The 13,917-nt window shown below is 51.2% G+C and carries 16 protein-coding genes; 12 read left to right on the forward strand and 4 right to left on the reverse strand.

The features are described from left to right. Nucleotides 1-67 precede the first annotated feature (67 nt). Together LQ777_RS12490 and LQ777_RS12495 are read left to right on the forward strand one after the other, a co-directional pair. Nucleotides 68-937: an alpha/beta hydrolase gene (locus tag LQ777_RS12490; protein WP_232558259.1), complete on the forward strand. Its 870-nt coding sequence runs from the start codon at nucleotides 68-70 to the stop codon at nucleotides 935-937. 41 nt (nucleotides 938-978) lie between these two features. Further along, nucleotides 979-1,803 (forward strand): glycoside hydrolase family 16 protein, encoded by an 825-nt coding sequence (locus LQ777_RS12495; RefSeq protein ID WP_425276949.1) that lies wholly within the window; start codon nucleotides 979-981, stop codon nucleotides 1,801-1,803. A 71-nt stretch (nucleotides 1,804-1,874) separates the two neighbouring features. On the opposite strand, the gene LQ777_RS12500 is transcribed toward LQ777_RS12495, so the two are convergent. After that, nucleotides 1,875-2,423: an RNA polymerase sigma factor gene (locus tag LQ777_RS12500; RefSeq protein ID WP_232558261.1), complete on the reverse strand. Its 549-nt coding sequence runs from the start codon at nucleotides 2,421-2,423 to the stop codon at nucleotides 1,875-1,877. A gap of 329 nt (nucleotides 2,424-2,752) precedes the next feature. Beyond that, on the reverse strand, nucleotides 2,753-4,246 hold the full coding sequence (locus LQ777_RS12505; protein WP_232558262.1) for a capsule assembly Wzi family protein: 1,494 nt from the start codon (nucleotides 4,244-4,246) through the stop codon (nucleotides 2,753-2,755). Between the two features lie 570 nt (nucleotides 4,247-4,816). Here LQ777_RS12505 and LQ777_RS12510 point away from each other — a divergent pair. From LQ777_RS12510 to infC, 6 genes are all read left to right on the forward strand, one after another. Next, nucleotides 4,817-5,389, forward strand: a complete 573-nt coding sequence (locus tag LQ777_RS12510; RefSeq protein WP_232558263.1) for a DinB family protein — start codon at nucleotides 4,817-4,819, stop codon at nucleotides 5,387-5,389. Nucleotides 5,390-5,471: 82 nt separating this feature from the next. After that, a complete protein-coding gene (locus LQ777_RS12515; RefSeq protein ID WP_232558264.1) occupies nucleotides 5,472-5,933 on the forward strand; it encodes an EVE domain-containing protein in 462 nt (153 codons plus the stop codon). Nucleotides 5,934-5,988: 55 nt separating this feature from the next. Continuing rightward, nucleotides 5,989-6,885: a class I SAM-dependent methyltransferase gene (locus LQ777_RS12520; RefSeq protein ID WP_232558265.1), complete on the forward strand. Its 897-nt coding sequence runs from the start codon at nucleotides 5,989-5,991 to the stop codon at nucleotides 6,883-6,885. A 20-nt stretch (nucleotides 6,886-6,905) separates the two neighbouring features. Then, a complete protein-coding gene (locus tag LQ777_RS12525) occupies nucleotides 6,906-8,108 on the forward strand; it encodes a tetratricopeptide repeat protein (RefSeq protein ID WP_232558266.1) in 1,203 nt (400 codons plus the stop codon). Between the two features lie 121 nt (nucleotides 8,109-8,229). Next, complete coding sequence (gene thrS / locus LQ777_RS12530) at nucleotides 8,230-10,173, forward strand: threonine--tRNA ligase (RefSeq protein WP_232558267.1); 1,944 nt, start codon at nucleotides 8,230-8,232, stop codon at nucleotides 10,171-10,173. 188 nt (nucleotides 10,174-10,361) lie between these two features. After that, a complete protein-coding gene (infC, locus tag LQ777_RS12535; protein WP_232558268.1) occupies nucleotides 10,362-10,919 on the forward strand; it encodes a translation initiation factor IF-3 in 558 nt (185 codons plus the stop codon). Between the two features lie 11 nt (nucleotides 10,920-10,930). Here infC and LQ777_RS30510 read toward each other — a convergent pair whose 3' ends face one another. After that, nucleotides 10,931-11,062, reverse strand: a complete 132-nt coding sequence (locus LQ777_RS30510) for a hypothetical protein (RefSeq protein WP_255720595.1) — start codon at nucleotides 11,060-11,062, stop codon at nucleotides 10,931-10,933. Nucleotides 11,063-11,160: 98 nt separating this feature from the next. Here LQ777_RS30510 and rpmI point away from each other — a divergent pair, with 98 nt between their 5' ends. Together rpmI and rplT are read left to right on the forward strand one after the other, a co-directional pair. Beyond that, nucleotides 11,161-11,355: a 50S ribosomal protein L35 gene (gene rpmI / locus LQ777_RS12540; protein WP_162384346.1), complete on the forward strand. Its 195-nt coding sequence runs from the start codon at nucleotides 11,161-11,163 to the stop codon at nucleotides 11,353-11,355. A 103-nt stretch (nucleotides 11,356-11,458) separates the two neighbouring features. Further along, complete coding sequence (rplT, locus tag LQ777_RS12545; protein ID WP_232558269.1) at nucleotides 11,459-11,803, forward strand: 50S ribosomal protein L20; 345 nt, start codon at nucleotides 11,459-11,461, stop codon at nucleotides 11,801-11,803. A 56-nt stretch (nucleotides 11,804-11,859) separates the two neighbouring features. On the opposite strand, the gene LQ777_RS12550 is transcribed toward rplT, so the two are convergent. Beyond that, nucleotides 11,860-12,300 carry a nuclease A inhibitor family protein gene (locus tag LQ777_RS12550; protein ID WP_232558270.1) on the reverse strand — a complete coding sequence of 147 codons (441 nt, stop codon included), beginning with the start codon at nucleotides 12,298-12,300 and terminating at the stop codon, nucleotides 11,860-11,862. A gap of 122 nt (nucleotides 12,301-12,422) precedes the next feature. Between LQ777_RS12550 and LQ777_RS12555 the strand changes: the two genes are divergently transcribed. Together LQ777_RS12555 and LQ777_RS12560 are read left to right on the forward strand one after the other, a co-directional pair. Further along, nucleotides 12,423-12,983: a DUF937 domain-containing protein gene (locus LQ777_RS12555; RefSeq protein ID WP_232558271.1), complete on the forward strand. Its 561-nt coding sequence runs from the start codon at nucleotides 12,423-12,425 to the stop codon at nucleotides 12,981-12,983. Nucleotides 12,984-13,118: 135 nt separating this feature from the next. After that, nucleotides 13,119-13,712, forward strand: a complete 594-nt coding sequence (locus tag LQ777_RS12560) for a phosphatase PAP2 family protein (protein WP_232558272.1) — start codon at nucleotides 13,119-13,121, stop codon at nucleotides 13,710-13,712. Nucleotides 13,713-13,917 lie beyond the last annotated feature (205 nt).

Genomic DNA, 13,917 nt, shown 5'->3' on the forward strand with positions numbered 1-13,917 from the left:
GCGTAAGCCGAAAAAAATGCCTATTTTGCCGGTTGTGGTCTATTTATTATTGAGAATTTTCGCGCTTATGGCTGCTCATTTACCGGTTGTTTCTTCTGCCGAGTCTTGTTCCGTATCGGTTTGGCACGACGATTCATTGGCTTCCGTTCCGCTCCGTCGTACTGTTCACCTGGACATTATTCTGCCCCCTGCTTATCACCCCTCCGGTCATAGTTACCCCGTACTGTACCTGAATGATGGTCAGGATCTGGGCCGGTTGCGCATGACGCAGGTGCTGGATTCGTTGTACCAGCAGCAGCTCGTCCAACCCTTCGTGCTGGTGGCCATTCATGCCGGCGACCGGATTCAGGAGTACGGAACAGCGGCCCGCGCGGATTACATGCATCGGGGCAGCAAAGCCGGATTGTACACCGATTTTGTGCTGACGGAACTGCTCCCTTACGTAAAAAAACATTACAACGTCAGTAGCGAACCAGCAGCCTGTGCCTTTGCTGGTTTCTCGCTGGGTGGTTTGTCCGCCTTCGATCTGGTGTTTCATCATCCTGACCGATTTAGCCGGGCGGGGGTGTTTTCGGGCTCGTTCTGGTGGCGCAGTAAAAGCACCGAAGACGGCTACCGCGATGAAACCGACCGCATTATGCACGATCTGGTTCGTAAGGGTGCGTATCATTCGAACCTTGCCTTCTGGTTCGAGACCGGAACCGAGGACGAAACCAGCGACCGAAATAACAACGGTGTGATCGATGCGATTGACGACACGCTCGATCTGATTGACGAACTGGTTAAAAAAGGATACGCATGGGATCCGACCGGCGGGCGAGTGCCATCTTCATCGTCCGCGATTCGGTACGTAGAAATCGATGGAGGTAAGCACAACCAGGAAACCTGGAGTGCGATCATGCCTGACTTTCTGACGTGGGCATTTGGAACCCGCTAACGTGACAAAAAACGGTGTAACGGTAAGCTTTTGGAACGATGATGAAAAGCGTATTGATTGTGAAGATGGTGGGGGTGGCTGTTTTGCTAGCCTGTAAAAGTCCGAATGTGGGATTGCCCGTGGGTGATCCGGTTGCACCTTCCGCCCGCAAGTTGGTCTGGGCTGACGAGTTTACGAAAAACGGGTTGCCCGATTCAACAAAATGGGGCTATGAAGTCGGCGGTAAGGGCTGGGGTAACAACGAATTGCAGTACTATACGGCCAACCGATTGGAAAACGCGCGGGTTGAAAACGGAAAACTCATTATCGAAGCCCGTAAAGAAGACTATCAGGGAAACAAGTACACATCCGCTCGTTTGCTGACACGGGGCAAGGCCGCCTGGAAATACGGACGTATTGAGGCACTGGCGAAACTCCCCGCCGGACGGGGTACCTGGCCTGCGGTCTGGATGCTGGGGCAGGGTATTCAAACCGCAGGGTGGCCCAGAGCGGGCGAAATCGACATTATGGAACACGTTGGCTTTGATGAAGGGGTGGTTCACGGCACCGTTCATACAGAAGCCTACAACCACGCCAAGAAAACCGAAAAAGGGCAGGCAATCCCCGTCAAGGACGTCAGCACCCGCTTTCACCTGTACGCCATTGAGTGGACGCCCGACAAAATCGATTTCTTTGTCGACGACCAAAATTATTACAGCGTTCAAAAAGCAGCCCTGGGAAATACAGAAGCTCAATGGCCGTTCGATCAGCCTTGTTACTTACTGCTGAACGTAGCCGTTGGCGGCAACTGGGGTGGGCAGAAAGGCGTCGATGAGTCCATCTGGCCGCAACGGATGGAAATCGATTATGTACGCGTTTACCAGTAACAAAACGAGTTGACGTACGGGCATTGGTAAAACCTGTACGTCAACTGACAGAGTCCAAGGGAAGGGGCTAATCAGAAAAACTGTTCGCCGTACATAAGCCGGATTTTATCGCGCGTTCGCTTGAGCCGCATCTTGACCGCGCTGTTTTTTAGCTTTAGTTGTTGGGCAATTTCGGTAATATCGAGCCCATCTTCATACTTCATCCGCAGCATCAGGGTTTCTTCTTCTGAGATGACACCCAGTACTTTGTCCAGCTGTTGCAGCTGAAATTCCCGGTTTTCCTGATCGGTCGGTTCCGCCCAGGTGTATTCCTGATCCTGCTCCAGCGAAACGGTAGACGTTCGGTTCGCACAACGAATCTGGTCCATGCAGTAGTTGTAGGAGATCGAGTACAGCCAGGTTGAGAAAGCCGAGTTTTCTTTAAAATTAGTGAGGTTACCGTATACCCGCAGAAAGATATCCTGCGTGTAATCTTCGGCATTAGCGGTATCTTTCGTCAAGTTCAGGCATCGCTGGTATACCTTCGTTACATAGCGCTTGTAAAGGGTTTCGAAGTAGTCATTGCGATGAGTCATTAGATGCATGCGGATCAATTCCTCATCTTTTAACTGGCTGTTCATAGGTTAGGTTATTAGGGATCAAGGTAGTTCGCAATTGGGCCGCTCGTGATACGATTGACACAGGAGAAAAACTGTTCACCGGTTTCGTCTAACAAAAGACCTGGTTTCTTTGCCAATACGACAAGCCGTGCAAGCAAGTCCTGATTCACTCGTACCCAGACAGCAAGTTAATTAGTTTGTCAATAATCTGTAAAACGTATACAGCAAACTTTTTTAGCTTATATATCTTACGGCAACACCTTGGTATTTGTACGAACCAGTTGTGCTTACTTCGTATACTTATCGGCGTTTTTAAGAGAAACCCGTCAGGCCATAAGGACTCGCCAAGCTTACCTTCTGGTTGGCTTCCGGTTCTGTCCTTCTTTGCGGACGCTCAGGTAATACCCAACGCTGGCGGGATACAACCGACCGATATCCGTTGCGATGGCCGTATTGACGGTCAGGCCGTTAAATACGGGTAATCGTGTTGATACGTCCAGCAGACCGGAAAACTGATGAACCGGTTCCGGGAAAGGAACTTCGTAGGTGCCCAGGTTTTCACTGTAGGAAGCTTTAAGCTGGAAGCGCACAAAATCGGCGATGTGTCCCGACAGGCCAAGGTGCAGGACGGCCACCCGGTTGTTGTTGGTAAACCCGTAACGCGGCAAATCGCTGCGGCTGTTGCCGGAAGGGGTAATGAAAGGCGTACCGAGCGTCATGCCGTAGCGCGACCAGCCATCCTGGTATTGCGAATGGTTGAAATAATTGTCGCGGCCTCGTTGTGCTTCCTGGTTGTCGATAAACAAAGAGCCCCCCTGGTTTTGCGTGTACAGGTATTCCAGTAATACCGTTTCGATTTGCAGACCCCTTGGCTTGACCGAATGTAGACGCCGAATGCGGATACCATGCAAGCCATCCCGTAGGTTGGTGAGGTGAAACAATGACCCGTCTTCGTAAATACTTTGGCGGTACGCAAAAATGGCGAAAGAGCGCCCCGTGTACTCAAAGCCCAGGTCAACCGTGCCCAGGTGATTGCCAATCCGGTTTTCCCGGTCAAACTGGCTTACCCGGTTGGTATCCACGTTGGTACGGGCTCCCAGTGAACTAGCGGTTACTACATCAATGTAGTCCCGGAAAGTGGAAGGCAACAGGTTATTTTTAATGCGTGAACTCGATAGTTCCGTAGTCGTGCCACCCCACATGACTTCGTGGTTCATACCCCCGTACAGCTTTAAGCGCCAATTGGGTTTGCCCAGACGGACATATAAGGCTTTCTCGTGCAACCACGTATTGCGCACAAACCGGTCTGCTTCAAACCAGCCATGACTATACAATCCTTTTATCGCCAACAGCCCTTTACGGGGCCAGAATTCCCGGATTGCCAATTGAAACTTAAGCATCGGAAGGGCATTGCCTGAGAGCGTGTAGGAGCCCGAGGTGAGCGTCGTGTCCACCAGACCGATAATCTCGCGTCGGCGACCACTCCAGACTTCGACGGGTCCCACCCGAACTTTTACGTACGCTTCCGGGATAATCAGTCGCACATTGTACCCGGTGTTCAACACCGCTTCCGCCCGCCAGCCCCAATCGACGCGCCGGTTAAGCGCCTGCAAACTATCCCGTTTCGTTCGGGGGGCGTCGTGGTAATCGACGTGCAGTGCCTGTCGTACGGTCAGGGGAGAGTGATCCAGGGAAACGATGCCGAATTGATTGGTCCTCAGCCAGAAAGGGGTTTGGCCCGACGTGGAAAAATAACTGCCTACTTCGGTACTATACCGTAGAGGTTTGGGGGTTTGACAAAAGCAGGTGGATACAGTTAGCAAATAAAGTACAAGTAAACGCATAGGCAGCAGGAAAAGCAAAACCGGAATACCTCTTAGATGGTAGAACGTGCTGGTCCGTCACTACCGATCGGTTCGTAATTGGTAAAGGATAGGTACACAAACTATGCCATCGACTAACTGGATTTAGTTGTAAGTATATTTATCCGTAAAAAATAGGTATTTAAATGATTGGGCTTTTGTTACGAAAAGAAAAGCGGTTGACAATCAAACGGTAGTGGCGTACCATTTGGGCGTACGGAGGAGGAGTCAAATTGATCGATATGTTTTTTTCGAAACGCCACCGATATTGATGTACCTTTGTTGGGCGTATCTAAACCTGTTTGAGCGGACAGGAAAAGGACTGCGTTGTATGAAGTTGTCTTTTTGTTAACTTTATACAAGCACGTCTCAGTTCGTAAATTTATTTGTAGCGGTGTCAAACAAACCGTCTGCAAGGAAGTAGTAATAAACGTTAAAATTGCTTACTGTTGAGTTGTCGGACAGTAGCCGGGATCGCCAGTGGCTAGCACGGTGGCGTATCGACCGGAACGAATACAGGCCGACCGCTTTATTTTTTGAATAAACAACCTTATGGTTCCAAACGACGAACTTATTCGAATCATTGACCTCCTCAATACAACCTACGAAAGTGAGGAAGCTTGGCACGGTCCATCGGTAGTTGAAGTGTTACGGGGGGTGACCCCTGATATGGCGGGTCGCCGAATTGCGCCCAACACCCACTCCATTGCCGAACTGGTTTTTCACATGACGAGCTGGCGTATTTTCTGCGTCAAGAAAATGCAGGGCGATGCGACGTTTGATATCACAACCCCAGAAAAAAACTTTGGCGCACTGCCTGATAAAATTGATGATTTTGAGTGGGAAGCACTCGAGATGGAACTGAGCCTGAGCCAGGAGGAACTCATCAATGAATTAGACAAACGCGATGACGACGAATTCCTGGAAGACATCGTGCCCGGACGTGATTATACGTATTACGACATGCTGCACGGTATTGTCAACCACGATCTGTACCATACCGGGCAGATTATGATCCTCCGGAAAGCCCTGACGTTTAAAGGAGCAGGCTCGAACTTTGCCGACGATGACGACGAATATGACTCGCGTTACGGGAACAGTCACGAGCAGGATGACTATTATTGATAGGAACCCGCGCGCATTGGCAGCCGTTCGCCAATCGCGTTTTGAGAGCTTATCATTTTACGCTTAATGACTTACCCACCGTTTGAATTACTGGCTAGTTAAATCCGAACCCGACACGTACGGGTGGCATCATTTTATGGAGCAGGGCCGTGCCGTCTGGGATGGTGTCCGGAATTATCAGGCTCGCAACAACCTGAGACTGATGCAGGTTGGCGATCAGGTCCTGTTCTACCACAGTGTGACCAATCCTGCCGTCGTTGGTCTGGCTACGGTGGTGCGGGAAAGTTATCCGGACCCTACCGCCCTCGACGAGCCGGTTGTCGCCAACGCAGCCGCCCGCCCGACCCCCTGGGTGGTTGTTGAACTGGAGCCGGTTATGGCCCTGGAAAAACCGGTTACGCTGGCGCGCATCAAAGCCGAGCCCATGCTGGCAACCGTGGCCTTGATCAAACAATCGCGCTTATCGGTTATGCCCATCAAACCCGATGAATTTGAACTGATTCTGGCAATGGGTCAACATGCAGCGAAGAGTGAAGACAGGTAAGCTCGTAGCCGAACAAGTCTCCTGCGCTACACGCTTCATTCGTTAGTAAATAAAAATGGCTGATATTCACCTAATTACCCCAGCGCCCTGGTCTGAATACGAATTGATTGATTCGGGCGATTTCCAAAAACTAGAACGCTTCGGCGAATTTATACTGGCCCGCCCCGAACCCCAGGCTATCTGGAATCGATCGTTGCCTGATCAGAACTGGCAGGAGCGGGCGCATGCGATCTTTCGGCGCGACCGGCAGTCACCCGAGCGGGGCGACTGGCAAACTACGCCGACCATGCGCGATCCCTGGTTTGTTTCGTTTCGACAAAGTGGGTTGAACCTGAAGTTTAAGCTGGCCCTGACTACGTTTAAACACGTTGGCTTGTTTCCCGAACAGGCTGATAACTGGGTATACATTCACAACGCAATACAAAAACTATCCGCTCAGGTAGCCCGTCCCAAGGTGTTGAATCTGTTTGCGTATACGGGCGGAGCATCGCTGGCCGCCCGGCAGGCCGGGGCCGACGTTACCCACGTCGATTCGGTGAAGCCGGTTATCAGCTGGGCCCGGGAGAACATGGATCATAGCGAATTGGATAACATCCGGTGGATGGTAGAGGACGCGGTCAAGTTCGTGCGTCGGGAAGTGCGTCGGGGCAATCAATACAACGGAATTATTCTGGACCCGCCCGCTTATGGTCGGGGACCCGATGGCGAAAAATGGGTGCTCGAAGAACACCTCAGCGATCTGCTGAAATCCTGCGCCGATCTGCTGGACCGCAACAACTTCTTCTTTATCATCAATCTTTACTCGCTCGGCTTTTCGTCGATTCTGCTGGATAATCTGATGAATCAGGTATTTGGCAGCGTACCGAATCCGGAATGGGGGGAACTGGTCGTAACGGATAGTTTTCAAAAACGGCTGCCATTAGGCGTTTTTTATCGGTTTGCGTCGGTTTGAATAGCCTAATGGTACTTTCTATGCGTCCCTATTTGTTTTTCTTGCCTTTGACGGTCCTTTTGTGGTCCTGCGGTGGGAATGACCGGCAGACGGCCCACATCCCCGACTTTCCCAAGCCGGGCGATAGCAGCCGTACGGAGGGAGCGTTGCGGGCCTTAACGCGCGCCATCAACCAGTCGTCACCGGCATCGGCCTACGCCAAACGGGCGGCTATTCTGCTGACGATGGGGAAATTCAATGAAGCCCTGAGTGATATCGACGAAGCCATCAGCCGAAATGACAACGCGGGTTCGTATTACCTGATCCGCGCGCAGATTCTGCGAGGATTGCAACAGCCCGATAAGGCGCTCGTCAACGCCCAGCGCGCTGAACTCTTGGGCGTTGATACGCCTGAACTGTACACGCTGCTAGGCGATCTTTTTCAACAGCAAAATCAGTTTCCCAAAGCGCAGCTTTACGTGACCAAGGCGCTGCAAATGGCCCCCTACGACGGCGAAGCCTATTATTTTCGGGGGTTGATGGCTGCCAAGCTGGGCGATACCACCCAGGCGCTGGCCCTTTATCGGCAATCATTGCACTTAAAACCGCGCTACCTCGACACGTATAACCAGCTAGCGTCGGTCTACCGTACGCTGGGTGATCGTAACGCGGCTCTTCACATCAACGGGCAGGCACTGCGTTATTTTCCGAAGAACGCCAAGCTTTATTACGGTCGGGGGTTGATCTACCACATGGCCGGTGAACTGGATAGTGCGATGACTTGTTATCAACAGACACTAAGTGTACAGCCCAACTATTATCAGGCGTACTTTCAGATTGGCTTGCTTAATCAGAAGTTCCGCAATTATTACGTAGCCCTGGCCAATTATCAGCGTGTTCAGCAGATACGGCCGCAGTTTCCGCGTATTGATACGTACATCGGCTATTGCCACGAACAGATGGGTCAATACGACCTGGCGATTGCCGCTTACACGAAAGCAACCCAGTTAAATACGACCGATCGGCAGGCTGCGGCAGGTTTATGGCGTTCGCAACGGCGACAATACTCGCAAAACTCCTTATTTTTGCCCGATGCGTCCGATGAAGCCTTGCCAGCCGCGTCAAACCGGGCTACGATCGATACGACGCGCGTGCGCATCCAGACGATTCAGCCCAAGGAGCGGGTAACGACCGGTTCGGGCGATTCGCTCCGGCGTACCGTCAAACCAATCGGACAGAATTAAACGATGTAAGCTGTACGATACAGGATGTATTACTCAACCATACAGCCTATATCATATAGCCAATGAAGTAGCTTACAGTTGTAGGTAGGCTGCGGGTACCCACAAATAAATCAGTACACAAATGATTGCGCAGGACGAACAAATCCGCGTGACGCTGCCCGACGGGAGCGTTCGGCAGTATCCCAAAGGAAGCACCGGGCTGGATATTGCCACCCAAATCAGTGAAGGACTAGCACGCAATGTGCTGGCGGCCAAAGTAAATGGTGTCGTTCAGGACGCTACGCGACCGATTGACGAGGATGCCAATGTCCAACTCCTGACCTGGAACGATTCCGAAGGTAAAGCGACCTTCTGGCACTCGTCGGCTCACTTGCTGGCCGAAGCCCTTGAAGCCTTGTATCCGGGCGTCAAGTTTGGTATCGGGCCCGCCATCGAAACCGGTTTCTATTACGATGTCGACCTCAATGGACAGGCGTTTTCGCAGGAAGATTTCAAGAAGGTTGAAGATAAAATGCTGGAACTGACTCGCCAGAAACAGCAATATATCCGCAAACCGATGAGCAAAGCCGACGCGATTGCGTACTTCGAGGAAAAAGGCGATCCGTATAAACTCGACCTGCTGGACGGGCTGGCCGACGGTACGATCACGTTCTATTCCCAGGGCGATTTCACGGATTTGTGCCGGGGACCACATATCCCGAATACGGGTTTTATCAAAGCCGCTAAAATCATGAACGTGGCCGGGGCTTACTGGCGCGGGAACGAAAAAAACAAGCAGCTCACCCGTATCTACGCGGTTACGTATCCTAAGCAGAAAGAACTCGACGATTACCTGTATCTGCTGGAAGAAGCCAAAAAGCGCGATCATCGGAAGCTAGGGAAAGAACTGGAGTTGTTCGCTTTTTCGGAAAAAGTTGGACAGGGGTTACCGCTGTGGCTCCCGAAAGGAACCATGCTGCGCGAACGGCTGGAAAACTTCCTGCGGAAAGCACAGATCCGGGCGGGCTATTCCCCCGTGGTAACTCCGCACATTGGTAGCAAGCAATTGTACGTAACGTCGGGCCACTGGGAAAAATACGGCGAGGATTCGTTCCAGCCCATTCGGACCCCGGACCCGAACGAGGAGTTTCTGCTTAAGCCGATGAACTGCCCGCACCACTGCGAAATTTATAAAACCAAACCCCGTTCGTACCGGGATCTACCCCTGCGGCTGGCTGAGTTTGGTACTGTTTACCGCTATGAGCAATCGGGTGAATTACACGGCCTGACCCGCGTGCGGGGCTTTACCCAAGATGACGCGCATATTTTCTGCCGTCCCGATCAGGTAAAGGACGAGTTCATGAAAGTGATCGATCTGGTCCTGTACGTCTTCCGGTCGCTTGGCTTTACCGACTATAGCGCCCAGGTTTCCCTGCGCGATCCGGAAAATAAAACCAAATACATCGGCTCCGACGACCTGTGGGAGAAAGCCGAAGCAGCCATCATTGAGTCGGCCGCCGAAAAGGGTCTACCAACGGTAACCGAACTCGGCGAAGCGGCTTTCTACGGACCTAAGCTGGACTTTATGGTGCGTGATGCCCTAGGCCGGAAGTGGCAGTTGGGAACCATCCAGGTTGATTATAACCTGCCGAACCGGTTCGAACTGGAATACATCGGTGCCGACAACCAGAAGCACCGGCCCGTAATGATTCACCGGGCACCTTTCGGGTCCATGGAACGGTTTATTGCTATCCTGATCGAAAATTCGGCGGGTAATTTCCCGCTCTGGCTATCGCCCGATCAGATTGCTATCCTGCCGATCTCGGAGAAATACGAAGACTACGCCAACGAGTTGTTTTTTAACTTGCAGGAGCAGGATATCCGTGGTTTCGTGGATTTACGCGACGAGAAAATTGGTCGTAAAATTCGCGATGCCGAGGTCAACAAAGTACCGTTTATGCTTATCGTGGGCGAGAAGGAAGCCGCCGATGGAAAGGTATCGGTACGACGGAAAGGCCAGGGTGATTTAGGCAGTATGGGCATTGACGAATTTGTTCAGTTGTTCCAGGCCGAAGTAAAAGTGTAAGCGATTATTCTATTCAGGGGCTTGGTTTCTGGTTGTGCGGTATCGATCTTGCCAAAAATCGGAAACGAAGCGCCTGAATACATATTCTTTCTTGCGCAGCATCAGTATTTTCAATAGCTTCCCGAACTTTTTAGTACTCCAAACGTTATTCCAAGCGATTTAAAAGTTAGTTACACTAAACACAATATATGGCATTACCCCAGCGCAGACCACCTCGTCGTGTGGTTGAAGAACCGTACAAAGTTAATGAGCGCATTTTAGCCCGCGAGGTGCGGGTGGTCGGTGAAAATGTAGAGCAGGGAATCTACGATATAAACAAGGCGCAGGCTATGGCCAAAGCGCAGAATCTCGATCTGGTTGAGGTATCGCCCAACGCGGTGCCGCCCGTCTGTCGTATTGTTGACTATTCCAAGTTCAAATACGAGCAGAAGAAAAAGCAGAAAGAAATTAAAGCGAACGCGACGAAAGTCGTTATCAAAGAAATCCGGTTCGGTCCCAACACGGATGATCACGATTTTGAGTTCAAGCTCAAACATGCCATTAACTTCCTGAAAGAAGGCGCCAAAGTAAAAGCGTACGTACAATTCGTAGGCCGGGCCATCGTCTTTAAAGATCGTGGTTTCCAACTGCTGGAGCGGTTCTCGAAAGGATTGGAAGAATACGGCAAAGTGGAAGCGGAGCCCAAGCTCGAAGGAAAACGGATGTCTATGTTTCTGGCACCAAAACCGGTTGTCGCTAAAAAATAACCAACCCCAGTTCACTCGTTGATAGTGGCTGACAGAAGCCTGTTTTGATCTACTTCTCGGTAGGTGAAAACGGGCTTCTGCTGTTGCTGCGTCGGGTTCCTGACAAACGGGCCGATGACGACTAGGCGGTTGGTGCGATTCATTGACGCAAGCTAATTGGCCTAAGTTGGTCGATTGCGTTTATTTTTTCGTATCTTTGCGGCCTGTTTACTTAATTTTCCATACAAAGCGGTCTACTGAAATGCCAAAAGTTAAAACCAATTCGGCGGCCAAGAAGCGTTTTAAGCTGACTGGCACCGGAAAAATCAAGCGGAAGCACGCCTTCCACAGTCATATCCTGACGAAAAAGACGACCAAACAGAAGCGCAACCTGGTGCACGATACGCTGGTATTCCCAGCTGACGAGCGTCGGATCAAAGCCCTGCTGAACGTCTAAGTTAACAAGAGACGCAGTTGCGTCTTGGTTTTACGTTTCACCCGATGCCTGGCCTTAAAGTACCCGTCAGACGGTCGCCAGTTGTCAAAAAACACGCATTAATATGCCACGTTCCGTCAATCACGTTGCCTCACGGGCGCGTCGGAAAAAAGTAATGAAGCTGGCCAAAGGTTATTTCGGTCGGCGTAAAAATGTTTGGACAGTTGCTAAAAACGCTGTCGAAAAAGGCTTAGGCTACGCATACCGCGACCGCCGTGCCAAAAAACGGGATTTCCGTAGTCTGTGGATTCAGCGGATCAACGCGGGTGCCCGGATCAACGGTATGTCCTATTCAGCACTGATGGGTGCCTTGAGCAAATCGGGCATCGAACTCAACCGCAAAGTACTGGCTGATCTGGCCATGAACCACCCGGAAGCATTTGCCGCCGTCGTGGAGCAAGTAAAGTAAACAGGAATCGTCTTGAAAGCGCGGAGCTTGCCGGTAGGGTAGGCTCCGCGCTTTTTTTATGTCTGTACCAATTTTGTCCTGATCCCGGCCCGCTCGCCGTTTGCCTGTCTGCCGAGTAGAAAAACGTCGATTTCCGTTTGTCCGGCGTAGAATACCTGCCGATCCGTTAGCTCCTTTTCCAGCAATTGCTTTAGTTGTTGAAATTTCGTGGTCCGCGTTTTTTCTTCGTCGCCGTACCAGTCTTGCTCCGTTATGACGGGCTCCCAAAATTCATTTTCCGGCACTTCGTCAACGTGAATTTCAGGAGGAAGCATCTGCCAGTCTTTAATCTGGCTAACAGTTAGTGGTTCTTCCTGGTTAAGATAACACGTAACGAACTCAACCGGCTCATCGGATTCGCTGGGATAAAGCAAATCAGGCAATACGCTGTTGATTTGATCGCTTACGGTCCGATTTTCGGCAGGCTGATCGCTACTTTTTGAGTTTTCGTTCGTCATAGAGTGTACGCTAATTCGCGGCAAAGTAAAGGATTATGGTCCAAGTCGTTGTCGGACGCTAGTTAATTTTCACATAGGGAGTAGGTTATTCTATCTTCCATTAATCGTAAATTCATAGAGTCATGTTAGAAACATTGATGAATCTGGTTCAGCAGCAAGCGGGCTCTGCCATCACCAGCAATACCGCTATTCCAAGCGACAAGCATCAAGACGCGTTTCAGGCCGTATCGGGGGGCATTCTGAGCGGTTTGCAACAGCAGGCCCAGGGTGGTGGTTTGGGAAATCTGATCGGTATGCTGACCGGAAATAGCGGGGCTCAGCAAGAGGTGAACCAGGGCGTTCAGAAAACGGTCCAGGAGAATCTGTTTCAGAAACTGGGAATCTCTCCCCAGGTCGCCATGTCTATTGCAGCCGCCGTCGTTCCCATCGTATTGAGTAAGCTTAGCCAGAAAGCGCAGGACCCCAATGACCATTCGGTCAATCCGAACGACGTCGTTGGTTCAATTACGGGCAAACAGGGTACCGACTGGATGAGCATGGCGCAGTCGGCTATGGCCGATGGTAAACTCGACATGAGCGACTTGATGCGGATGATGAGCGGAAGCAATGCGCAAGCGCAGCCCAAACAACAGTCGGGTGGCGGACTAAGCGATATGCTAGGCGGACTATTCGGTAAAAGCTGAACAGAAGCGCTGACGCACAAAAAAGACCCTGCATTGTTCAGTGCGGGGTCTTTTTTGTGCGTCAGCGCTTTCAAACGCTATCTTTGAGACACGTGGGCAAAACGACCCCTGCGATTTTTCCCATCGCCACCGCTTATGAACACGTCCTCCTGGCTTGTCAAAGCAGCCACTGTCTTCTCCGTTGTCGGTCACCCCTTGTGTCTGTCGTTTTGCATTACCGCTTTCCTTGCCTGGAAGTACTTACCCGCCGGGCAAGCGGTATGGGTTTGCGGTCTGCTGGCGGGTGGTGTGGTTGTGCCGGTCTATTGGCATACGCATCGCCTGACGAAACGGGGTACATACACAAACGCTGATGTGTCGAATCGGCAGGAGCGCTACCGACTTTATCCCAGAGTGATTGGGTTGTTGACCTTCGTGACTATTGCGCTGTTCGCTACGAATCAATCCCGAGTGCTTTGTCTGGGGATGCTGAGCGCGCTGTTGCTGGTTATCTGTGCGTATGGAGTAAACTTTTTCAACAAGGTTTCGCTGCACACATCGGTTGCCCTTTTTATGGCCTGGGTCGTTTGGTCATCGAATAAACCAGTTGGAATGGCAGCCATTGCGTTAGCCTTACTTATTGCTGCTTCCAGACTGGTGTTGCAACGGCATACCTGGTCTGAAGTGATCCTGGGCATGGCACTCGGTACGTTGACGGGCGCGCTCTTTTACGGCCTCGCGGGTTGGTAAGCTCTTTTTGGGGCTAATTTCTGCCGCTGGTCTGCCACATTGTAAACGGGCAGGTCCACCTGAAACGTCATTCTGGCCCATTTAGGCTTATTGCTCTGCCAATCTGACAGCAATTCAAACATTTTTCCCCGCTGGCATTTCTATTGATAGATAGATCATGTCTGTCAGAGTATACACAGAAACAAAGAAACTAAACCACAACATT

The sequence above is a fragment of the Spirosoma oryzicola genome, from assembly GCF_021233055.1.
Taxonomy (GTDB): Bacteria; Bacteroidota; Bacteroidia; order Cytophagales; family Spirosomataceae; genus Spirosoma; species Spirosoma oryzicola.

Coding starts and splice junctions, on each gene's coding strand:
- LQ777_RS12550 (WP_232558270.1), bottom strand. CDS start 12,300: ATGACGAACGAAAACTCAAAAAGTAGCGATCAGCCTGCCGAAAATCGG.
- rpmI (WP_162384346.1), top strand. CDS start 11,161: ATGCCAAAAGTTAAAACCAATTCGGCGGCCAAGAAGCGTTTTAAGCTG.
- LQ777_RS12500 (WP_232558261.1), bottom strand. CDS start 2,423: ATGAACAGCCAGTTAAAAGATGAGGAATTGATCCGCATGCATCTAATG.
- LQ777_RS12510 (WP_232558263.1), top strand. CDS start 4,817: ATGGTTCCAAACGACGAACTTATTCGAATCATTGACCTCCTCAATACA.
- LQ777_RS12505 (WP_232558262.1), bottom strand. CDS start 4,246: ATGCGTTTACTTGTACTTTATTTGCTAACTGTATCCACCTGCTTTTGT.
- LQ777_RS12525 (WP_232558266.1), top strand. CDS start 6,906: ATGCGTCCCTATTTGTTTTTCTTGCCTTTGACGGTCCTTTTGTGGTCC.
- LQ777_RS12490 (WP_232558259.1), top strand. CDS start 68: ATGGCTGCTCATTTACCGGTTGTTTCTTCTGCCGAGTCTTGTTCCGTA.
- rplT (WP_232558269.1), top strand. CDS start 11,459: ATGCCACGTTCCGTCAATCACGTTGCCTCACGGGCGCGTCGGAAAAAA.
- LQ777_RS12495 (WP_425276949.1), top strand. CDS start 979: ATGAAAAGCGTATTGATTGTGAAGATGGTGGGGGTGGCTGTTTTGCTA.
- LQ777_RS30510 (WP_255720595.1), bottom strand. CDS start 11,062: ATGAATCGCACCAACCGCCTAGTCGTCATCGGCCCGTTTGTCAGGAAC.
- LQ777_RS12520 (WP_232558265.1), top strand. CDS start 5,989: ATGGCTGATATTCACCTAATTACCCCAGCGCCCTGGTCTGAATACGAA.
- LQ777_RS12555 (WP_232558271.1), top strand. CDS start 12,423: ATGTTAGAAACATTGATGAATCTGGTTCAGCAGCAAGCGGGCTCTGCC.
- thrS (WP_232558267.1), top strand. CDS start 8,230: ATGATTGCGCAGGACGAACAAATCCGCGTGACGCTGCCCGACGGGAGC.
- infC (WP_232558268.1), top strand. CDS start 10,362: ATGGCATTACCCCAGCGCAGACCACCTCGTCGTGTGGTTGAAGAACCG.
- LQ777_RS12560 (WP_232558272.1), top strand. CDS start 13,119: ATGAACACGTCCTCCTGGCTTGTCAAAGCAGCCACTGTCTTCTCCGTT.